Consider the following 22150-nt stretch of genomic DNA (forward strand, 5'->3'; position numbering starts at 1 on the left):
GTAAGATGGTGAAAAGGTTTTTGCATATAATATTTGTATTTTTATTAATGGCTAATGCCGTTAAGCTCAGTGCACAGGATGTTTCATTCTCGCAGGTGTATTCAGCACCTTTGTATCTGAGTCCGTCATTTGCCGGATTTACCAGTGGAGGGAGAGTTATTTTAAACTATCGTGACCAGTGGCCAGGCGTGTCCAACACTTTTCGTTCTTATTCATTTTCATATGATGAGTATTTGAGTAATTATAACAGCGGTGTTGGAATACTATTCCTTCGTGATGACCAGGGTGGGGGCCAGCTTGTTACGCAGAATCTTGGGGTGGTGTACGCTTATGAATTAGCAATCAACCGATACCTTTTTGTCCGCCCGGGATTACAGTTTAAGTATTCCGAAAGAAAGATTGACCCTTCACGACTCACGCAGGTGGGCCCTGATGGTGAGGTTTTTCCCTGGATCAACGCCGAATTTCCGGTCGATCAGTTTAGAAAATTGGATGCAACAGCCTCCGCCATGGTTTATAGTCAGGATTTTTGGCTAGGTTTTACTGTGGACAACCTCGTGAAAAACAACATCGGTTTTACAGATGTTGAATCTACCATTCCTGTTAAAACAGTTGTTTATGGAGGAGCCCGATGGGTCTATAGACCATCGGGACTTGGATATAACGAACAGAGTGCAAGTTTTGCATTTATGTATCGTAATCAGCAATCTTTTCAACAACTTGATTTAGGTGTTTATTGGAATACTTATCCCATTGAAGTAGGTTTATGGTATCGCGGAATTCCAGGAATTAGTACTGAAAACCTGTCAAACAACGATGCATTGATATTTAGTCTTGGCGTGAATGTTGGAACGATTCACTTTGCATATTCCTACGACATGACCATAAGTGGTCTCACAGGATACAGTGGTGGAAGTAATGAGTTTTCACTGATTTACAGGTTTAATCGTGGCCCAATCATCACACGCCCTATTGGGCCTATACCATGTAGTGAACCTGCACATGGATGGGGATCTTCATCATCAAGTAATAGGCCGCAGCGCAGATCTCTGTTTTAGTTTTGTTATGTGTTGTAATACAGGGTAATATAGCGTTGCGAGTTGGACCGGTTTTTGAAGTTGTTCTCTTAATATGTGTGCTTTACATCTCAACCAGTGTAAATTAACACGATAAAACTACTTTATTTCTGCTTAATTGTAAAAAAAAGAGTGCTTAACAGTTTTTTTATCTTACTTAAAAGTTATATTTGTTCCCGTTAAATTAAACAGAGTAATAATCATGGCAGAAAATATGAAAAAAATATCTGTTATTGTAAATGTTGTTTTACTTGTGGCCGTGGCTGCATTGTATGTTGTTGTTCTATCAAACGGACGTACTCATTCTGAGGAGGAGAAAAAACCGGGAATGAGGGAAACATCAGATCATGGGATTGTATATATAAATACCGATTCCCTGATTATTAATTACGAATTTGCGCGGAAGCTAAGCGAAGATCTTTTAAGAAGAGAGGAGTCTTCCAGAACTGACTTTAATTCCAGAGCAAGAGTTTTTCAGGAAGATATGATGGAGTTTCAGAGAAAACTTCAAAACAATGGTTTTTTATCTTTAGAGAGGGCTCAAAATGAAGAGCGCCGACTTCGTCAGAAGGAGGTGGAGTTGCAGGAGCTTAATACACGCTTATCCAATGAGTTGATGCGCCATCAGGATCAGATGAATCAGCAACTCAGGGATACCATCACGAACTTCCTTTCAGAGTTCTCTGAAAAAAGATCTTATCGTATGGTTATAAGCAATACCATGGGAGATAATATCTTATATGCTGAACCTGTTTATGACATAACCAAAGATGTTGTTGAGATGTTGAATAAACGGTACAGAGCAGCTGGTAACTAAACTAATTAATGTTCTAATAAGATATCTGTCGGGTACCGTTTAAACGGTACCCGGCTTTTTTTTAACAGGAGACTCATAATGCCTAAGAAAACTGATTTTACCATTTTGGAAAAATACATCCGAAAGCACCCGATGCTGTGTGATTTTCACTCCGAGTGGAAAAAAAAGGGCGGCCTTATGGTGGTTATTCCTGTTTATAGAGAACAGGACTGGATCAATGAATCTTTGGAATCCATTATGAAATGCGACAATCCTGAGTGTGAGGTTGGAGTTGTTTTGGTATTTAATGCATCAGAATATGACTCTCCTGAAGTGGTGAGAGACCAGAAAACATCGGCAGAGTTTATTCGAGCTAATTACCAGAATAGGTTTCCCAGTTGGATGCATTTGTTCATCATGGAGGAGTATGCTTTACCCAAAAAGCATTTTGGAGCCGGATTTGCACGTAAAATTGGAATGGATGCTGCTGCCTACTGCTTTTTGAATGCTGAGGATCCGCACGGTGTTATTGTAACTTTGGATGCAGATACTACTGTTTCCCCAAATTATTTTGTGGCCATTCGGGACTGGTTTACTGAACCTAGTAATACAGGAGCTTCCATCTATTTTGAACATCCATTAAGTGGTCATGATTTCTCCGATGAGGTTTATGAAGGGATTACTCTTTACGAACTTCATCTTCGTTATTATTTGCAAGCTCACAGGTATGCAGGCTTTCCATATTCGTTTCATACCATGGGATCCGCGATGGCCTTAAGGGCTGTGGCTTATGCAAAAATAGGTGGCATGCCAAAAAAACAGGCCGGAGAAGATTTCTATTTTCTGCAAAAGTTAATTCCACTAGGCGGATTTGGAGATCTCAATACAACCGCCGTTTATCCGTCGCCCCGACCTTCCGACAGAGTGATTTTTGGAACTGGAGCTGCCATCACTTCCCATGTGGATGGATCAGTGAATATCGGAAAAACCTATCATATACAAGCTTTTGAGGATATAAAATTGTTTTTCGAACGGAAAAACGAGTATTATAATCTTAGTCCTAACAAATTGGAAGAGTGGAGTTATGAGTTTTCCGGACCGGTTCGCAGTTTCCTGCTAAATTATTCAGTGCTCAGCGATCTTCAGGTTATTAAAAAGGATTGCTCTTCCGTTGATGTTTTCAGCAAGCGATTCTTTGAAGTATTTAACGCCTTTAAGATGGTTAAATATTTGAACTATACTCATGAGCATTTTTTTGAGAAAATGCCTGTTTTTAATGCTTCTTTAGCCTTGCTTGAAAAACAGGGACACTCAGTAGATGAGTTTATGTTTGAAAAAGAGTTGTTGGAGTATTTTCGAAAACTTGAGAAGGGAATGGGAATTGGGAGTTGATGGTTTTGAATTGATGTGTAAGTCATTAACCCTCAACAACAAACTATAAACCCTAAACCCTAAAACCTCCTAAAACTGATATATAAATCCAGAACCGCTGAAATGGCCAGGAAAAGAACCCAATAACTTCTTCCGGTGAACATGGCTGCTCCCGCCAACGTAAGCATAATTGCACTTATTACTAAAATTCCGTGTTTTCTTCTGTTCTCCAGGCGTCCGATCATCAAATTATATACCCTGATGCCCAAAACAGGAAGTAATCCTAACGCATAGAGATACATCCCGGTTGATGATTCTGCGATATGAAGTATAATGCCGGCTAAAAGCGTCACCATTCCGATGTAGTAGAGCGTGCTTAGAAGTTTGTTTAATCCCATGTTTTGTGTTTGATTGTAGTTTGTCTGTTTAAGTCTTGTTTAGAAGGTGGTTTGAATGTTTTTACCCTCTTTTTTACATTCGTATAGAAAGAGGTATTTGCCCAATGATCAGCCCTTCTCTATCTCTCTTTAATAATAAAAAGTTCTTCATCAGGTTTTTTCATGAGATATTGCTCACGCGCAAATTTTTCCAGATTTTCGTGACTGCTTTGCAGTTCGTCCATCCTTTCCCTATTGCTTTTTATTTCGTTTTGGTAATGCTCTTTCTGTTTATTGAGTTCACTGATTCTCTTTGCCAACGAAACCCGGTCAACGATGTTGTTTTGGTCAAAAAAGCCAATCCATATAATGAATACCAGACCCGCTATTACGTATTTATTACGTAATAGCGGGAGCAGAATATGCATATATTTTTTGAGATACTTCATAATGGATTATTTCCATTACAAATGTAATGGTTTTGTTTTACTCTTCCATCATAAACGGATACTTGAAATCAACAGGAGGCACGAAGTTCTCTTTTATGGTTCTTGGGGAAACCCATCGCAACATATTAAGCATTGAACCGGCTTTATCATTGGTTCCTGAACCACGTGCGCCGCCAAATGGCTGCTGACCAACCACCGCACCGGTTGGTTTGTCATTTACATAGAAATTGCCGGCTGCGTTGGATAACCTCTTTGTTATTTTTTGAATGATTGCCCGATCATTTGCAAAAACGGCGCCGGTTAGTGCATAAATAGATGTTTTGTCCAGAACATTCAGGGTTTCATCAAGTTTTGAGTCATCATACACATAAATGGTTAAAATTGGGCCAAAAAGCTCCTCCTCCATTGTTTTGTAGGATGGATTGGTGGTAAGTATGATGGTGGGCTCAATAAAATACCCATGGGTTTTATCGTAGTTTCCTCCAAAGATTACTTTCGTGTCAGGATGGTTTTTAGCAGCGTCAATCTCAGAAGAAAGTTTGTCAAATGAAGGCTCATCAATCACTGCATTCATGAAATTTCTAAAATCCTCGGGAGATCCCATTTTAATCTCCTTCATATCTTTTTGAAGGTAACTTAATATCTCATCCCATCTGCCGGATGGCAGATAAGCTCTTGAAACGGCAGAGCATTTTTGTCCCTGATACTCAAACGCACCTCTAATCAGTGCCGTGGCAACTGCCCGTGCATCACAGCTTTTATGTGCGATGATAAAATCCTTTCCACCTGTTTCGCCAACTATTCTGGGGTAAGATTTATATTTATGTATGTTGTTACCAATGGTTTTCCAAATATCCTGAAACACCCCGGTAGAGCCGGTAAAATGGAAGCCTGCAAAATCAGGGTGATCAAAAACGGCTCTTGCCACCACCGGGCCGGGAGCAAATATCAGGTTAATGACACCGTCCGGGAGACCGGCTTCCCGAAACAGTTCCATGAGGATATGTGCAGAATAGATGGCTGTTTTTGATGGTTTCCAAATCACCACATTGCCCATCATGGCCGGAGCCGAAGGCAGGTTCCCGGCAATGGATGTAAAATTGAATGGGGTTAATGCAAACACGAATCCTTCCAGTGGACGATACTCCATGCGGTTCCATATCCCAGGGGCTGAGGCAGGTTGATCATTGTAAATGGCTGTCATGTAATGCACATTGAATCTCAGAAAATCTGCCATTTCGCATGCTGCATCGATTTCAGCCTGGTATACATTTTTTGATTGGCCCAACATGGTTGCAGCGTTTAGCTTTTGGCGGTATGGCCCGGATATTAAATCGGCCGCTTTCAAGAATATGGCTGCCCGCTCCTCCCAGTTCAGTGCTTCCCAACCCTCTTTTGCATTCAGGGCTGCGTCAATGGCACGGTAAACGTGTGTCTCGTCTCCTGCATGGTAGTGGCCTAAAGTGTGTTTGATATCATGAGGCGGGAATATTCTTACGGTATTTCCGGAGCGCACCTCTTCACCTCCAATGAACATGGGTATGTCCATTTCTGATGATTTATATTGTGCCATCTGTTCTTTTAGTGCTGCTCTTTCGGGTGATCCGGGTAAGTAGTTTAGTACCGGCTCATTTTTGGCTGTTGGAATTTTAAAGAATCCTTTTGACATAGAGATCGGTTTTATAATGTTTTTATCTAAATGAGTATTGCAACTAACCGTTAAGTTACAAATTCTTTAGATAAATTTCCATGCCAATTATCATGTGGATAATGTTTTCAGTGGCCCGGTCTGCTTCTTGGTTGCGGAAGTGTTGAATTAAATGTTTCAGCTCCAATGAGTCTGTGTACTCTGTCGGTAAGCCCCTTGTAATATATTAATATGAGATAATCATTTTCTGTTTGTTGAAAGCTGTTTTCCATAGGAAACAGCTTTCCTGTTTTTTCTCCCTCTTCAACTACCAGATAGTGGTAGTTGTAATATCCCTGCTTCAGCAGTAAAGATAATTCATAAGCATTGTTGGTTGGATTATAATGCATTTGCGAACTTTCATTCAGTTCCCAGTTTGTAAGTGCTCCGTTGAGATATACCCTTTGTGATAGTTGTGGTTGATTCACCCGCAGCCTGAAATGTACAAACATATAGTCTGCTTCCAGATCGGCATTGCTTCGCTCTTGAACCTCAATGTAATAGCGCCCGTTTAAATCCTGTCTGTATTGATAAGATGATGGGTTTCGGGGTAGATCGGCAAATAATCGTACGTGATAAAAGGGGTCGAGAAACACAATTTCCTCAATTTTATCGGAGTAAAACCGATAGCTTCGAATATCGAGGTAACGAAACTCGTTACCTCCTTCCATCATGGTTTCCCGGTTATAGTTAAAGTCTAATAAATCGTTACGGACAAACTGTGGTCTGAGCCCTTGAATGCGGTTGTCTTTTCGCCCATTCTGAATAATGGTTGCCGATATTTCATCCATTGGATTTCTGATGGTAAAGCCGGGGTGGTGAACCTCAAAGTTTATTTCATGATGAGAGGCGCGGATGGATGAACTGGCTGTATTTCTTATTCTTGGGACGATGTTAACCATTGGCTCAGAAATCATGAACTTTTTCTTTAATACAGGGTTATTCTGATCGTAGTCCTCAAAAACCATCAGCATGTAATTACCCGATCGAAGTGGCCGTATGTCTTCATTGGGAAATTTTAATCGGTAATGTATGTAATCAATGGTGGTATTAAACGAGAATGAATAATCGATGATGGGATTTATGGGCGATCCTGAAATGTATTCTGTAACCATCAGGTCAGAAATATTCCAATCGGCATCGCATAAAACAATGGTGTACTGAAAGTTTTTTGTGCTGCTCCCTAATTCATCGAAAGATAGTAACAGTTGTTGTTCACTGTTTAGCCTGATGATTGGGTAGGATAGAGGCCATTCGTTTCGATGAAATTGTACTGTTTTTATTGAAGAGGAAATGTATTCTTTAAGGGGTTCAGAGCAGATGTTTGACAGGATGAAAATGTTAAAAATACCAAAAAGAAAAATCGTTTTTCGATTTTTCTTTAAAGAAAAAAATCTGTAATAGTTCAGCCTGAAACAATTATAGCGATTTAGGACTTTTTTGTATGTTTTTTTTGTGCTCATAATGAAATGGTTTCTATGTTGCAATATACTATGTATTACTTATTATTTTATGTAATTTTGCCATCAAATTAAAAAAAATACATTTCAAATATGTCTGAGGTGATAAAAATAAAAAAAGGGCTTGATATTCCTTTAAAAGGGAAATCCGAAAAGGTTTTCGGACAAGCACAATTGCCCGGTTTATTTGCTGTAAAGCCCACCGACTTTCACGGGATAGTTCCCAAAATGGTAGTAAAGGAGGGAGATGCGGTAAAAATTGGTTCAGTTCTTTTTTACGATAAGTATCATCCTGAAGTTAAGTTCGTTTCTCCCGTTAGCGGGCGTTTAAAAAGCGTCAACAGGGGAGAGCGCAGGAGGATTCTCGAAGTTATTGTAGAGAATGACGGGCAGGATGACTTTATTGATTTTGGTGCAGCCGATCCATCAAAATCCGAACGAGCGTCCATCGTTGAAAAGCTTCTTGAGAGCGGAGCCTGGCCGTATCTGCGTCAGCGTCCTTACGATGTGATTGCCAATCCGGCAGATACTCCAAAAGCCATTTTTGTATCAGGCTTTGATTCAGCTCCATTAGCTCCCGATATGGATTTTGTTCTTACCGGGCAGGAAGATGAATTGACCACTGGTTTTGAAGTTCTGAAAAAGCTGGCGCCTGAAGTCCATGTAGGAATCAGCAGCTCATCGGCATCAAAAGTATTTACTAACTTAAAGGGTGTTCAGATACACAGTTTTGACGGGCCACATCCGGCAGGTAATGTTGGTGTTCAGATACACCATACAATTCCTATTAATAAAGGAGAAAAAGTATGGGTGATTCAACCACAAGCCATTGTCTCCATTGGACGCCTGTTTCTTAAAGGCAAGCATGATTTTTCCAGAGTAATAGCACTTACCGGATCAGAGGTTGTAAAACCTTCTTATTACCGCTATCGCATGGGGGCATCAGTTTCCGGACTCATCAAGGATAATTTGATAAATGATGAGAAGTTGAGAATTATCAGCGGAAACGTTCTTACCGGCGATCACATTGAAGAAGATGGTTATATAGGTTTTAATCATTCCCAGGTTACTGTCATTCCTGAAGGCGATAAGCATGAATTTTTGGGATGGATTCTTCCCGGTTTAGAAAAGTTTAGTACTTCTCGTACATTTTTCAGCTGGTTGCGTCCTAACAAAGAGTATCGAATTGACGCCAATACGAAGGGTGGAGAGCGTGCCATTGTTATTTCAGGACAATATGATTCGGTTTTGCCTATGGACATTCTCGCAGAGTTCCTTATTAAGGCCATCATGATTGAAGACATTGATAAAATGGAGCAATTGGGGATTTATGAGGTGGTAGAAGAAGATTTAGCTCTTAGCGAATTTGTTGATACCTCTAAAATTGAGATTCAGTCCATATTGCGCAAAGGCATTGATCTAATGATAAAGGAACTTGGTTGATATTTTCAATGATTATGTTACAGGACAAAGAAAATCAAAATAATTTCTAATGAAGGCATTAAGAAAACTATTAGATAATATCAAACCCCATGTTTCGAAGGGGGGACGATTTGAAATGCTTCATTCAACTTATGACGCATTTGAGACATTGCTTTTTGTCCCCGATAGGACCAATAAAAACGGGGTTCATGTACGTGATGCCATAGATCTTAAACGCACCATGATGATGGTGGTTTTCGCTATGGTTCCGGCTTTGGTATTTGGGATTTGGAATACAGGCTATCAGCATCATCTTGCATTGGGTGAATCAGCATCATTTTTAGATAACATCCTTCATGGAGTGTTACGAGTGGTACCAATTTTGGTGGTTTCGTATGCAACAGCCTTAGGACTTGAGTTTGGCTTTGCTCAGATGCGCAAACACGAAGTGAATGAAGGTGTTTTGGTGTCGGGGATGTTAATTCCGCTGATTATTCCAATTGACACACCGCTTTGGATGGTAGCCATCGCTACTGCCTTTGCCATTATTATTGGAAAGGAAGTTTTTGGAGGTACCGGAATGAACATCTGGAACCCTGCTTTGCTGGCTCGGGCATTCTTGTTTTTTGCCTATCCGGCACAAATGTCGGGCGATATTGTATGGATATCAGGATTGGGCAGCATGGAAAACCTTCCTGATGGATTTTCAGGAGCTACTGCTTTGGCAGCAGCCGTTGAGGGGAATATCTCTAATTTCTCCTTTATGGACAGTTTCCTCGGCTTTATTCCAGGTTCTATCGGAGAAACATCTACACTTGCCATTCTTTTAGGAGCGATGTTTCTAATTATAACGGGAGTGGGAAGCTGGAAGGTGATGTTGTCGGTTTTTGTCGGTGGTTACCTGATGGCTTTGGTTTTTAACCTGATTGGATTAAATCCTTTAATGCAGGTTGAAGCTCATCACCACCTTGTATTGGGAGGTTTTGCATTTGGTGCAGTATTTATGGCCACCGACCCAGTTTCTGCAACACGTACCGAACAAGGCAAATGGATTTACGGATTTTTGATTGGTGTATTTGCGATAATGATCAGAGTGTTCAACCCTGCATACCCTGAAGGTATGATGCTGGCCATTCTGCTGATGAATACATTTGCTCCGTTAATTGACCACTTTGTTGTTCAGGCCAATATCAAACGGAGATTAAAAAGGGCAGTAGTTAAAGCATAAAAATAGAGAGAAAATGGATAAACAGGGAAATACATATACATTTTTGTATGCTGCTGCAATGGTAATCATTGTAGCAACCATTCTGGCTCTTGTTTCCCAGGGGCTCAGACCCCGGCAGGTTAGAAATGAGCTGGTGGCAAAGAAAATAGATATTCTCCAGTCTGTGAATATTTCAAGCACCAATCGCGATGCAGTGGACGTTTTCAATCGTTACATCGGTGAAAACACATATGTTGTCGATTTTCAGGGAAATCGTGTTTCCGGAGAAGAAGCCATAGATATAGATATGGCAAGGGAGATGCGCAAGCCATTGGAAGAGAGATTTTTTCCGGTGTATGAAGTTCGTCTGGACAACGGAGAATTGAAATATGTCCTTCAGATGAGGGGCAACGGTTTATGGGGTCCAATTTGGGGCTATGTTTCCATTGAGGATGACGGAACGACCATTTTTGGAGCCACTTTCAGTCACCAATCTGAAACACCGGGATTGGGTGCAGAAATAGACAGTGATTCTTTTCAAAATCAGTTTAGGGGAAAGAGAGTTTTTAATGAGGCCGGAGAACTTGTGAGTGTAGATGTGGTAAAAGGTGGGGCTCGTCCTGGTGATCCCCATGCTGTTGATGCAGTTTCAGGTGGTACCATTACAAGTGATGGGCTGGCAAATATGTTGAGAAATTACTTTTCTGGATACGAGCAATTCTTAAAAAATATAGAAAGGGAGAGTTATGAGTAGCGATAAAGAACCTTTATTCTCAGCTAAAAATCTTAAGCTGATTACGACCCCAATCGGACCACAAAACCCTATCACCATTCAGGTATTAGGGATATGTTCAGCACTGGCTGTAACGGCCAAGCTGGAACCATCCATAGTGATGTCTCTTTCGGTTGTCTTTGTAATGGTATTTGCCAATTTGATTATTTCGTTGTTGAGAAATACCATTCCTTCCAGAATCCGGATCATTGTTCAGCTGGTAGTTGTGGCCTCCCTGGTAATTCTGGTTGATCAGATTCTTAAAGCATATGCTTACGATGTGAGTCGTCAGCTCTCTGTTTTTGTTGGACTGATTATTACCAACTGTATCATCATGGGACGGCTCGAAGCATTTGCCCTTGGTAATAAAGCATGGCCGTCCATTCTTGATGGTGCAGGAAATGCCGCCGGATACGGAATCATATTGATCATTGTTGGTTTTGTACGCGAACTGTTTGGATCGGGAACGTTATCGTTCCCCGGGTTTGGAACTTTTCAGGTAATTCCCCAGGCATTTTATGATCTTGGCTATGTAAACAACGGATTTATGATACTTCCTCCAATGGCATTGGTGGTAGTGGGAATCATTATCTGGATTCAGCGCAGCCGTGATAAATCATTGATTGAGTCGCATTAATCTGGTAACATTTTAAGTCTAAAAAAATGGAATTACTGAATATATTTGTCAAAGCTATTTTTATTGAGAACATGGTTTTTGCCTACTTCCTTGGCATGTGTTCTTATCTGGCGGTGTCAAAAACCGTAAAAACCTCCTTCGGCTTAGGTGTTGCCGTGATATTTGTTCTGGGAATAACTGTTCCTGTGAACTACCTGTTGGAAAACTATGTTTTGCAAGAAGGCGCATTGAGCTGGCTCGGTTCAGGTTTTGAAACCGTTGATCTGCGATTCCTCAGTTTTATCATGTTTATTGCTGTCATTGCATCCATGGTTCAACTTGTGGAAATGATCATCGAAAAGTTTTCACCAACTCTTTATACATCTTTGGGGATTTTTCTTCCCTTGATCGCGGTTAACTGTGCCATTCTGGGAGGTTCACTATTCATGCAAGAGCGCGCTTATGCAAATATTGGAGAAGCCACAGTCTTTGGGTTGGGCTCTGGTGTAGGCTGGTTGTTGGCCATTGTTGGTATCGCCGCTATACGTGAAAAGATTCGTTACTCGAATGTTCCCGCACCTTTAAGGGGCCTTGGTATTACTTTTATTGTGACCGGGTTAATGGGCATCGCGTTTATGAGTTTCATGGGAATTAAACTGTAACAAGTATCAGATAAAAATTTAAAATAATGAGCGTTTTACTTGCTATTCAAGGATCAGTCATTATAGCCAGTGTGGTTATTTTCCTTCTGCTGGTGTTGCTTCTGGTTTCAGTACTGCTGTATGCCAAAAAGAAGTTGACGCCCTCAGGAACAGTAACCATTGATATCAATGACGGGGAAAAAGCCCTCACTGTAGAGCCGGGGCAAACGTTGCTTACCGCCTTAGGAAACAATAAAATCTTTTTGCCTTCAGCATGTGGTGGTGGCGGAACATGTGCCATGTGCCGTTGCCAGGTTGGTGATGGAGCAGGAGGTATTTTGCCTACCGAGACGGGTTTCTTTACCCGTAAAGAGCAGATGAACAACTGGAGATTGGCGTGTCAGATTAAGGTTCGGGAAGATATAAAGATGGAGATTCCTCATGAAATTCTTGGGATTAAGAAGTGGGATTGTGAAGTGGTGTCCAACGACAGTGTTGCAACATACATCAAGGAGTTTGTAGTAAAACTTCCTGAAGGAGAAAATCTCGATTTTAAATCGGGTGGATACATTCAGATTGATGTACCTAAGATTGAGGTCGATTTTAAGGATATTGAAGTTGGTGAGAAATTTAGGGAAGAGTGGGAGAAGTTTAAAATGTTTGACCTTAAAATGAAAAATCCGGAACCAACGTTCCGTGCTTATTCAATGGCTAATCATCCGGCCGAGGGCAACATTGTAATGCTCAATATTCGGATTGCAACTCCTCCATTCGACCGTGTAAATGGTGGATTTATGAAAGTAAATCCTGGTATATGTTCATCTTACATATTCTCCCGAAAACCAGGTGATAAAGTAACTATTTCCGGCCCTTACGGAGAGTTTTTTATAAAAGAGACTGACAGGGAAATGATGTTTATTGGTGGTGGAGCCGGAATGGCTCCCATGCGATCGCATATTTTCCACCTGTTCCATACTCTGAAATCAGGTCGTAAAGTAACGTTTTGGTATGGAGCCCGTTCCAAAAAGGAGATTTTCTACGAGGAACATTTCAGAGCAATCGAAAAGGAGTTTCCAAATTTCAAATTTACCATAGCTCTTTCAGAGCCAATGCCTGAAGATAATTGGGAAGGATCAGTAGGGTTTATTCATCAGGTAATACAGGATAATTATTTGATGAACCATGAAGAACCCGAAGATATAGAATTTTATATTTGCGGACCCCCGATGATGAATGCGGCGGTTACAAAAATGTTATATGATCTTGGTGTTCCCGATGAAATGGTTGCATTTGACGATTTCGGATCGTAACCAAAATATTAAAATGCAGATGTGAAAACATCTGCATTTTTTATCAGACTAAAATCTGTTTTTTAATTGATTCTGAAGTTTCGTGCTTGAGACAATCCTTTCAATGCTTGTCTTGCATCTCGCATTCTATGATCTTATGTCTAAAAGTCTATTATTTAAATTATATCATCTATCAATTGAATATGAGAATACTCTTCTTTGTTATCACCTCTGTTCTCTTTTTCGCTTGTGAGCCTGAGAAAGAATATCATGTTAACGGAGGTCGTATTTTTGGAACTTCTTATCGGATCGTATACGAAAGTTCCGAAGATCATCATAATGAAATCCGTTCTTTGCTGGATTCATTTAACCGTTCTCTATCAACTTATGACAGTACTTCCATTATTAGCCGCATCAATCGATGTGAAGAAGGAGTTGTTCCCGATCCTTTCTTTAAAAAGGTATTTAGAACAGCCCAAATGGTCACTGACCAAACCAACGGAGCATTTGATATGACTGTTGCCCCGCTTGTAAATGCCTGGGGTTTCGGGTTTCAGAAAATGGCCGATGTAACCTCTGAATTGATCGATTCCCTTTTGCAATTTGTTGGCATGCATCATATAGACATCATAGATGGAAAAGTGGTTAAAAAGATTCCCGGGGTTATGCTAGACGGGGGAGCCATTGCCAAAGGATATGGAGTAGATGTAGTAGCTTCTCATCTGACTTCGCTGGGAGTAAAAAATTATATGGTTGAGATAGGAGGGGAGGTTGCCACAAGAGGCCATAATCCTCAGGGAAACTTTTGGCGGATAGGTATAGATAGACCAATCGACGATCCGTTAGTTTTGGAGCGTAAAACCGAGCTGATTGTGCATCTTTCTGGAGAGGCTCTTGCTACAAGTGGGAATTATCGGAATTTCTATATTCGCGATGGCAAAAAGTACGCACACACCATTGATCCCAGAACCGGTTATCCAGTATCACATAATTTGTTGAGCGCAACCATCATTGCTCCAAGTAGCATGCTGGCAGATGCTTACGCTACGGCCTGTATGGTCATTGGTTTGGAGGAGAGCATAGAGCTTGTAGAGGGAATTACTGATGTTGAAGCTTGTTTTATCATCGATTCGGATGGAGAATATGAGGTGATATACAGCTCAGGGTTTCATCAGTTTCTTAGATAATTAAGATTTAAAGCAGGAGAATCTGCCACAGGGACGTAAATTAAAAAAGGTTGTTTCGATTCATCGAAACAACCTTTTTTAATTCATAGCGGATTTTCTTCAGGCCTCACTAACGCAGGAGTTTTGTGTTCCACAACCACAGGAATTTCCTGCGCCTGATCCGCTACAGGTTGACAATTGGTGTTCGCCTTTTTTCAAAAGCGTTTTTAGTGCCAACCCTGCTAGCGCCAGACATATGAAAAAGATGGATAAAGCGAGAATAACTAAAAACTGTGTCATAACGCGAATTTTCGTGAGTATCAACAAACAATCAAATCACCTTGATGACACAAATGTAAGAAAGGTTTATTTCGGATACAATAGTCCGAAATAAATTTATGCTTTTTTCACATTTGAAATAGGGAGAGGTTGCAGGGTTACTGCAACTTCTCTTTTATTAGTTTGATGGCTTTTGCAAGTGCAGAGTCTATTCCATCAGGATTTTTGCCGCCTGCGGTGGCAAAGAATGGTTGTCCGCCACCGCCGCCTTTTATCTCCTGAGAGACACTTTTAATGATTTCAACGGCATTGAGACTTTTTTCTTTTGATAATTCCTCTGACATGATAACAGTGAGTTGAGCCTTATCTTCAGCAGCTACTCCTAAAACTGCAATCATGTTTCCATCGCATGCTGTTCTAAGACTAAAAGCGATGTCTTTCAGGTTTCCTGCCAGCATGGGCTTAACTCTGGCTCCAATCAATTTTACCTCTCCAATGGTTTCAGCATGGCTGATGAATTGGGATATCTCATTTTGAATGATGCTCTGTTTTAAGGCATTTAATTCTTTGTTAAGCGCAGCATTCTCACTGATCAGGTTTTCCACATTTTTTTGAATGTGGAATTGATTCTTAAACAGCGATCCCAGATCTTTGAGTGTGTCTGCCTGTTGATTGATCAACTCCTCAGCTTTGTCGGCTACCACTGCTTCAATACGTCGTATTCCTGCTGCAATGGAAGACTCACTAATGATGCGAAAAAATCCAATACGACCTGTGGCATCAACGTGGGTGCCGCCGCAAAGTTCAAGAGAATCGCCAAAGCCAATGGTTCGCACCACATCACCATATTTTTCTCCAAAAAGTGCCATGGCACCCATCTCTTTGGCCTTGGAAACCGGAAGTTCCCTGTGCTCTTCAAGGGGGAGGTTTTTTCTGATTTCGCGATTGACAAACTTTTCAATGGCATTGATCTCTTCATCGCTCAATTTCTGAAAATGAGAAAAGTCAAATCGCAGATAGTCGGGATTTACCAACGATCCTTTTTGCTCAACATGCGCGCCCAGGATCTCTCTGAGTGCTTTGTGCAGAAGGTGAGTTGCGGAGTGATGACTGGCAGTCATACGCCGTTTATCCAAATCAACCTGCGCTTTAAATGTGGCATTTAAATCTTTTGGGAGTTTGGGCGCGATGTGGATAATCAGATTGTTTTCACGTTTTGTATCAATAATGGGAATGCGTTCTTCACTGTTTTCAATAAATCCGCAGTCGCCAACCTGACCGCCACTTTCAGCATAAAAAGGCGTGATGTTGAATACAAGTTGGTATAGTTCCTTGTTTTTTGATTTAACTTTGCGGTACTTTACCAGTTGGATGTCCGATTCAAGAAAATCGTAACCAATGAACTCTTCCTTATCGTCGTCGGTTAAAACAACCCAATCGTCAGTTTCCACAGCTGCTGCATTTCTGGCTCTGGTTTTTTGCGCCTCCATTTCAGTTTCAAACTCTTTCCTGTTCACCACGAGCCCATTTTCCTTAAGAATAAGCTCCGTTAGGTCAAGGGGGAATCCGAAGGTATCATAAAGTTCAAAAGCCACTTTGCCATCCACCACTTTATATTCATTGTTCAGGGTGTCCTTAATAATTTTATCCAACAGTGTGATTCCGGTTGAAAGTGTTCTGAGAAATGAGTCTTCCTCTTCTTTAATCACTTTTTGAATCAGATCTTTCCGGTTTTCCAATTCGGGGTAAGCTGTTCCCATGGTTGCGATCAACTCCGGCAGCAACTCTCCCATAAAAGGTTTTTTCAAATCCAGGAAAGTATATGCATACCGTACAGCTCTTCTTAAAATCCTGCGGATCACATATCCGGCTTTGTTGTTCGATGGTAGTTGTCCATCGGTGATCGCAAAAGTGATGGTACGAATGTGATCGGCAATTACGCGCATGGCGATATCCGATTCCGGAGAACTGCCATATTTAATGCCTGAGATGGATGATATCTTTTGAATGACAGGCTGAAAAACGTCGGTATCATAGTTTGACATTTTCCCTTGTATCACACGGCACAGTCTTTCAAATCCCATGCCTGTATCCACATGCTTTTGTGGTAGTGCAACCAGAGAACCATCGGCTTTGCGGTTATACTGAATAAATACAAGGTTCCATACTTCAATCACTTCAGGATGATCTTTATTCACCAGATTTTCTCCCGGCACCTGCTCTTTTGCATCGCTGCTTCTTAGGTCCACATGGATTTCCGAGCATGGTCCGCAAGGACCAGTATCGCCCATTTCCCAAAAGTTATCCTTTTTATTTCCATTGATGATCCGGTTCTCAGGCACATGTTTCTTCCAGTACTCCAATGCTTCCTCATCTCTCTCTATGCCATCTTTTGCATCTCCTTCAAAAATAGAAACATATAAACAGTTTTTATCAATTTTGAGTACTTCTGTCAGGTACTCCCATGCCCAGTCAATGGCCTCTTTTTTAAAATAGTCTCCAAACGACCAGTTGCCCAACATTTCAAACATGGTATGATGATAGGTGTCGTGACCTACCTCTTCCAGATCGTTATGTTTACCCGATACACGCAGACACTTTTGCGAATTGGCAACTCTGGGGAATTTGGCAGGCGCATTTCCCAGAAAAATATCTTTGAACTGGTTCATGCCTGCGTTGGTAAACATAAGAGTCGGGTCATCTTTCACCACCATAGGTGCTGAATCAACGATTTTATGCTGTTTTGTTTCAAAGAAAGTTAGAAAGCTACTCCTGATTTCCGATGCTGTCATAGGATTATTGTAATGTTTTTTAAATTTTGTTTATCAAAAAAAAGCAACCTTTTTTTTTTGTGTGTGTATAAACCAGAGATGCCGATGGTTTTTTGTTTTGTGAGATTGCGGTTATGTAAAGCAAGTGGGTGCAGAATTAATGAAAACTATAATAAACCTCAGTTCTGCTTCGTCAGAAGCCAAACAGCAAAAACAAATCAATTGATTTTAGCTAAACACCTCACACTCTTCCATCACCGCAAAATTGCAAAAAAGTAATCGGAAAACATTCTGTTTTTTAAAAAGTAATGCACAAAAATAGATTATTCAACCAATTTTGGTTGAATATTAACAAATTTTTCTATTTTAGCAGCAAAATAATCTACGTATGTCAAAAGTTAAGTACAGATATAATCCGGAAACATTAAGTTACGATAAGATTGAAACCGGATTCAGATATTATCTTTCCAGAGTATTTACATTTTCGTTCTTTGGTGCCCTGATGGGTCTGGTTTATTTCTTTGCCTATGTCTATCTGATTGATAGTCCCAGAGAAATAAGGCTCGAGAGGGAGAACTCCAGAATGTTGGCTCAGTACGAAATCATGAGGGATAAGTTGTCGCAGGTTCAGGTGGTGCTTGACGACATACAACAGCGTGATGAAAATGTTTACCGGGTGATTTTTCAGGCCGATTCCATACCAAATTCAGTACGGAGAGCAGGATTTGGTGGTGTAAATCGTTATCGCTACCTGGAAGATCTTGACAATGCCAGTCTGGTTGTGAATACTGCTCAGAAACTGGATGTTATCATGAAGCAATTATACGTACAATCCAAATCTTTTGACGAAATAATCGACCTTACGGAGAGAAAAGAGGAGATGTTGCGATGTATCCCAGCTATCCAACCAGTTTCTAACCGGGATTTACGTCGTACAGCGTCAGGTTTTGGATGGAGGATTGACCCCATTTATAAAACACGTCGTTTTCATGAAGGGATTGACTTCTCAGCGCCTACCGGAACTGAGATTTATGCAACGGGTGATGGCGTAATCACTATGGTAAGAAACTCTGCTATTGGCTACGGAAAGCATATTGAAATCGACCATGGATTTGGTTATTCTACACTTTATGCCCACCTCGATGAATTCAACGTGAGGGTAGGACAAAGGGTTAACCGCGGAGATGTGATTGGTTTTGTTGGGAATACAGGGAAATCAACAGCGCCACACCTTCACTATGAAGTAAGGATTAAAGGACGTGCAGTAGATCCTACTCATTACTTCTTTCAGGATTTAACGCCAGAACAATATGAAGAGATGATCCGAATTGCATCTAACAGTAACAGAACTTTTGACTAGAAAGTAAATGAATAGATTCTCTATCAAACCATCTTGCGGATGCAAGATGGTTTTTTTATGCGTTGGTTTTTCCTGTTTCAACAATTCTGATCAACCATAAAATAACGAAGGTCAGAAAACCATTCAAAATCAATTTTTCATACCCCAGTGAAAAGCCAAACCACTTTTCAGCATTAAAATCGATTATTCCGGTGATTACCGGAGGCAATATTGCAGCAAATACTACAAGTTTGTCTTTTATTCGGTATTTTGTAAATAGGCCGAAAGCATATAATCCAAGCAATGGGCCATAAGTGTATCCGGCCAGCACGTAAACCAGATTGATGATGCTGTCTTGATTGAGAGCACGGAAAATCAGGATGATGAGCGCTGTTATAATCGTAAAACCAAAATGAACCAAAACCCGGTAAGTTTTGGCTTTTTTTGGCTGCATCGCATCAATTTTCAGGATGTCGAGGGAGAATACAGTGGTTAAAGATGCCAGTGCCGAATCGGCACTGGAGTATGCTGCAGCCACTAAGCCTAATATAAAGAATAATCCGGCAGCCATTGGCAAATATCCACCCATGGCAAGCATGGGATATAGATCATCGGCTCTGTCTGGTAAAGGAATTCCCGCTTCGTTGATATAGATGTACAGCAAAGCTCCCAGGCTTAAAAAAAGTAGGTTTACAGGCAAAAATGCAATGCCATACCAATACATGTTTTTCTTGGCATCTCTGATGTTTTTACATGAAAGGTTCTTCTGCATCATATCCTGATCCAACCCGGTCATCACAATGGTGATAAATGCACCTGAGAAAAATTGTTTAAGAAAATGACGTGATGAGGCCCAATCTGTATTCAGAATAGTAGAGTATTCACTTTTGGAAATGGTATAAACCATTTCCCGAAAACCGAGCCCAAGCTCACTGCCAATATAATAAATGGTTATGCCTACAGCAGATAGCATTAACAGAGTTTGCAAGGCATCAGTCCAAATAATGGTTTTTATGCCCCCTTTAAATGTATAAAGCCAGATTAATCCAATGGTAACCATCACCGTTTGGTAAAACGGGATGTTCAAAGGGTCTGAGATGGCCAGTTGAAGTACTCCGGCCATAAGGTATAACCTGGCAGAGGCGCCTGTGAGCTTTGAAATTATAAAAAGAATGGAGCCCGATTTGTACGAATGAGTCCCAAACCTGTTGTTCAGATAGGTGTAAATGGATGTGAGGTTCAACCGGTAATAAAGTGGTAGCAGTATGTTGGCTATAAAAATATAACCTGCAACAAATCCGGTAACCATTTGAAGATAGTTGAACTGCTGTGTGGCTACCCATCCCGGAACAGAGACAAATGTAACACCTGAAAGAGACGCTCCAACCATCCCAATGGCCACAATAAACCATGGCGACTGCCGGTTTCCGAGAAAAAAAGTGGCATTGTCGGCTTTTCTGCCCGTAATCCACGAAACAAAAAGGAGAATGAGAAGATATCCTCCAATAAGCGAGCCTGTAAGTATCGGGTTCATTTTTTTATAGCAAAGAAAAGCTTTTTGCCGGTTCCGGCAAAAAACTTCAGCATGTTACCTCTAATTTTTATTACCTTTGGACTTCGAAAAATTGATGTGAGAACAATTTAATATTATCTTTAATGAACAACTCCCGATATCCGTCAAGGTTGCTGGAGAGTGCTGTTAATGAGTTTGCCCGTTTACCGGGAATAGGAAGAAAAACAGCGCTCAGATTGGCGCTGTTTGTGCTTAAGCAGGAGGTTGATGATGTAACTCGTTTCACCTCAGCCATCAGGGAGCTCAGGGAAGAGATTCAGCATTGTAAGGTTTGTTACAATATATCAGATTCCGAAATTTGTGAAATATGTGCTTCTCCCAAACGCGACCGTTCGTTGGTTTGTGTGGTGGAAAGTATTCGTGATGTAATGGCCATTGAAAATACCCAGCAGTATACCGGTATTTATCACGTGTTGGGTGGGGTTATCTCGCCTATGGATGGCATTGGTCCGGATGATTTGACCATTGAGCCGCTTGTGGAGAAAGTTAAATCAGGTGAAGTAAAGGAGGTTATTTTTGCTCTGAGCACCACCATGGAGGGAGATACAACAAACTTTTTTATTTATAGAAAGCTGGCTCCCCACAGTATTGAGATGACCACCATTGCACGTGGCGTTTCTATTGGGGATGAGCTGGAATATGCAGACGAGGTAACTCTGGGACGATCCTTGATTAATCGAATGCCATTTGAAAAAACTCTTTAGCCTGCTTTATTCATGAATTGTCGTAATGAGATGATCAAATACCAATAAATATGGACAACCGCAAAGAAAATTGATGAAGGGAATAATATATTATTTTCAAAGCAATTTTATTGAGGACGTCCAGATTTAGCAGGTAGTTGAGCATCGTAATGGATAATTTGTGAATAATGCAGGTTAGGTAGGTCAAAATAAAATTCTTTAAAGTCATCTAATATAGATTATTATTAAAAGCACAAAGCATGGAAAAACCAAATTACCTTAAACAGATATTATTATTCTATTGGTTTGTTTTTGTAGCACTTTTGGTGTTTGCATTTATTGCCGTATCGGTTGGTTCCATGGTTAGCGGAGCTTTGGACTGGTCGTTACAGGATGTGGAAACTCTTAAGTCGTTGATTATTATTCTGGCATTGGGTGGAATTCCTGCCGGTTTTATATTTCACAATAAAAAGATAAAGAAGTTGCCGGCAGATATGGCTATGAACGATCGTATAAAGCAATATAGAAACAGCTTTTTTATTAAAATAGTGACTTTCGAAGCATTAGGTATTATCTCATTAATTGGATATTTGGTGTCGGGCGATTTTGCATTTATTATGATCTTCGCGTTGCTTTTTGTGGCTTTTTTGCTTAATATTCCTATTAAAGAGCGTATTATTAACGAATTGGAAGTAAAAAACGAAGAGGACTCTTTATGATAATCGCTGTAGATTTTGATGGAACCATTGTCGATCACCGCTATCCCGAAATTGGTAAAAAGAAGTTTTTTGCCTTTGAAACGCTCAAGGCTCTTCAAAGAGATGGACATCATTTAATTCTCTGGACATATCGGGGTGGTAAATTACTGGAAGAAGCAGTAGAGTATTGCAGGAAACACGGGGTTGAGTTTTATGCGGTGAATTGTAGCTATCCGGGAGAGGTCATCGAAGAAGATCAGAGCCGTAAAGTTCATGCCGACTTGTTTATCGACGACAGAAATATTGGGGGGTTCCCGGGTTGGGGGGAGATATATCAGATGATAAACCCAAATGTGAGCACCGATGAACATGCTGAATTCAGGCAGAACTATGAAAAGGCTCGCCGGCGTACTCTGGGTGGGTTTATCCGCTACATTCTGGGGCGAGAATAATTGAGATGAGCATGTGTATAATCGCA

The 22150-nt window shown here is 40.7% G+C and carries 21 protein-coding genes; 14 read left to right on the plus strand and 7 right to left on the minus strand.

Going from position 1 to position 22150, the window contains the following annotated elements:
* The first annotated feature begins 5 nt into the window (after positions 1-5).
* From EV194_RS03705 to EV194_RS03715, 3 genes are all read left to right on the plus strand, one after another.
* The gene (locus tag EV194_RS03705; protein WP_132432281.1) at positions 6-1058 is read left to right on the plus strand and encodes a PorP/SprF family type IX secretion system membrane protein; all 1053 of its coding nucleotides are present in this window, start codon (positions 6-8) and stop codon (positions 1056-1058) included.
* 220 nt (positions 1059-1278) lie between these two features.
* Entirely contained in the window at positions 1279-1893 is a 615-nt protein-coding gene (locus EV194_RS03710; RefSeq protein ID WP_243699320.1) for an OmpH family outer membrane protein, read from the plus strand.
* A gap of 78 nt (positions 1894-1971) precedes the next feature.
* Positions 1972-3264: a glycosyltransferase gene (locus EV194_RS03715; protein WP_132432283.1), complete on the plus strand. Its 1293-nt coding sequence runs from the start codon at positions 1972-1974 to the stop codon at positions 3262-3264.
* Between the two features lie 59 nt (positions 3265-3323).
* Here EV194_RS03715 and EV194_RS03720 read toward each other — a convergent pair whose 3' ends face one another.
* The 4 genes from EV194_RS03720 to EV194_RS03735 form a co-directional block, all read right to left on the minus strand.
* Positions 3324-3641 (minus strand): hypothetical protein, encoded by a 318-nt coding sequence (locus EV194_RS03720; protein WP_132432285.1) that lies wholly within the window; start codon positions 3639-3641, stop codon positions 3324-3326.
* 119 nt (positions 3642-3760) lie between these two features.
* A complete protein-coding gene (locus EV194_RS03725; protein WP_132432287.1) occupies positions 3761-4069 on the minus strand; it encodes an FtsB family cell division protein in 309 nt (102 codons plus the stop codon).
* Positions 4070-4106: 37 nt separating this feature from the next.
* Entirely contained in the window at positions 4107-5738 is a 1632-nt protein-coding gene (pruA, locus tag EV194_RS03730; RefSeq protein ID WP_132432289.1) for an L-glutamate gamma-semialdehyde dehydrogenase, read from the minus strand.
* 107 nt (positions 5739-5845) lie between these two features.
* A complete protein-coding gene (locus EV194_RS03735; RefSeq protein WP_132432291.1) occupies positions 5846-7219 on the minus strand; it encodes a type IX secretion system plug protein in 1374 nt (457 codons plus the stop codon).
* 90 nt (positions 7220-7309) lie between these two features.
* Between EV194_RS03735 and EV194_RS03740 the strand changes: the two genes are divergently transcribed.
* From EV194_RS03740 to EV194_RS03770, 7 genes are all read left to right on the plus strand, one after another.
* Positions 7310-8659, plus strand: coding sequence for a Na(+)-translocating NADH-quinone reductase subunit A (locus EV194_RS03740; RefSeq protein WP_132432293.1), 1350 nt, complete (start codon positions 7310-7312; stop codon positions 8657-8659).
* A 49-nt stretch (positions 8660-8708) separates the two neighbouring features.
* Positions 8709-9866, plus strand: coding sequence for an NADH:ubiquinone reductase (Na(+)-transporting) subunit B (locus tag EV194_RS03745; RefSeq protein WP_132432295.1), 1158 nt, complete (start codon positions 8709-8711; stop codon positions 9864-9866).
* Positions 9867-9879: 13 nt separating this feature from the next.
* Positions 9880-10599: an NADH:ubiquinone reductase (Na(+)-transporting) subunit C gene (gene nqrC / locus EV194_RS03750; RefSeq protein ID WP_132432297.1), complete on the plus strand. Its 720-nt coding sequence runs from the start codon at positions 9880-9882 to the stop codon at positions 10597-10599.
* Positions 10592-11254, plus strand: a complete 663-nt coding sequence (locus tag EV194_RS03755) for an NADH:ubiquinone reductase (Na(+)-transporting) subunit D (RefSeq protein WP_079556373.1) — start codon at positions 10592-10594, stop codon at positions 11252-11254. Before nqrC ends, EV194_RS03755 begins: the two co-directional genes overlap by 8 nt.
* Before the next feature lie 26 nt (positions 11255-11280).
* Positions 11281-11895, plus strand: a complete 615-nt coding sequence (gene nqrE, locus EV194_RS03760) for an NADH:ubiquinone reductase (Na(+)-transporting) subunit E (RefSeq protein ID WP_132432299.1) — start codon at positions 11281-11283, stop codon at positions 11893-11895.
* A gap of 26 nt (positions 11896-11921) precedes the next feature.
* Entirely contained in the window at positions 11922-13184 is a 1263-nt protein-coding gene (nqrF, locus tag EV194_RS03765; RefSeq protein ID WP_132432301.1) for an NADH:ubiquinone reductase (Na(+)-transporting) subunit F, read from the plus strand.
* Between the two features lie 182 nt (positions 13185-13366).
* Positions 13367-14350, plus strand: coding sequence for an FAD:protein FMN transferase (locus EV194_RS03770; RefSeq protein WP_132432303.1), 984 nt, complete (start codon positions 13367-13369; stop codon positions 14348-14350).
* Positions 14351-14449: 99 nt separating this feature from the next.
* Here the strand turns inward: EV194_RS03770 and EV194_RS03775 are convergent, their stop codons facing one another.
* Together EV194_RS03775 and alaS are read right to left on the minus strand one after the other, a co-directional pair.
* Positions 14450-14629: a hypothetical protein gene (locus EV194_RS03775; protein WP_132432305.1), complete on the minus strand. Its 180-nt coding sequence runs from the start codon at positions 14627-14629 to the stop codon at positions 14450-14452.
* A 137-nt stretch (positions 14630-14766) separates the two neighbouring features.
* Positions 14767-17400 (minus strand): alanine--tRNA ligase, encoded by a 2634-nt coding sequence (gene alaS / locus EV194_RS03780; protein WP_132432307.1) that lies wholly within the window; start codon positions 17398-17400, stop codon positions 14767-14769.
* A gap of 367 nt (positions 17401-17767) precedes the next feature.
* Between alaS and EV194_RS03785 the strand changes: the two genes are divergently transcribed.
* Positions 17768-18739: a M23 family metallopeptidase gene (locus tag EV194_RS03785; protein ID WP_132432309.1), complete on the plus strand. Its 972-nt coding sequence runs from the start codon at positions 17768-17770 to the stop codon at positions 18737-18739.
* A gap of 55 nt (positions 18740-18794) precedes the next feature.
* Here the strand turns inward: EV194_RS03785 and EV194_RS03790 are convergent, their stop codons facing one another.
* Positions 18795-20252: a sodium:solute symporter gene (locus tag EV194_RS03790; RefSeq protein ID WP_132432311.1), complete on the minus strand. Its 1458-nt coding sequence runs from the start codon at positions 20250-20252 to the stop codon at positions 18795-18797.
* 122 nt (positions 20253-20374) lie between these two features.
* Here EV194_RS03790 and recR point away from each other — a divergent pair, with 122 nt between their 5' ends.
* From recR to EV194_RS03805, 3 genes are all read left to right on the plus strand, one after another.
* Positions 20375-20995 (plus strand): recombination mediator RecR, encoded by a 621-nt coding sequence (recR, locus tag EV194_RS03795; protein WP_132432313.1) that lies wholly within the window; start codon positions 20375-20377, stop codon positions 20993-20995.
* Positions 20996-21234: 239 nt separating this feature from the next.
* A complete protein-coding gene (locus EV194_RS03800; protein ID WP_132432315.1) occupies positions 21235-21693 on the plus strand; it encodes a hypothetical protein in 459 nt (152 codons plus the stop codon).
* The gene (locus tag EV194_RS03805; RefSeq protein WP_132432317.1) at positions 21690-22124 is read left to right on the plus strand and encodes a BT0820 family HAD-type phosphatase; all 435 of its coding nucleotides are present in this window, start codon (positions 21690-21692) and stop codon (positions 22122-22124) included. Before EV194_RS03800 ends, EV194_RS03805 begins: the two co-directional genes overlap by 4 nt.
* Positions 22125-22150 lie beyond the last annotated feature (26 nt).

This window comes from Natronoflexus pectinivorans, from assembly GCF_004345615.1.
In the GTDB taxonomy this organism is placed as follows: Bacteria; Bacteroidota; Bacteroidia; order Bacteroidales; family Marinilabiliaceae; genus Natronoflexus; species Natronoflexus pectinivorans.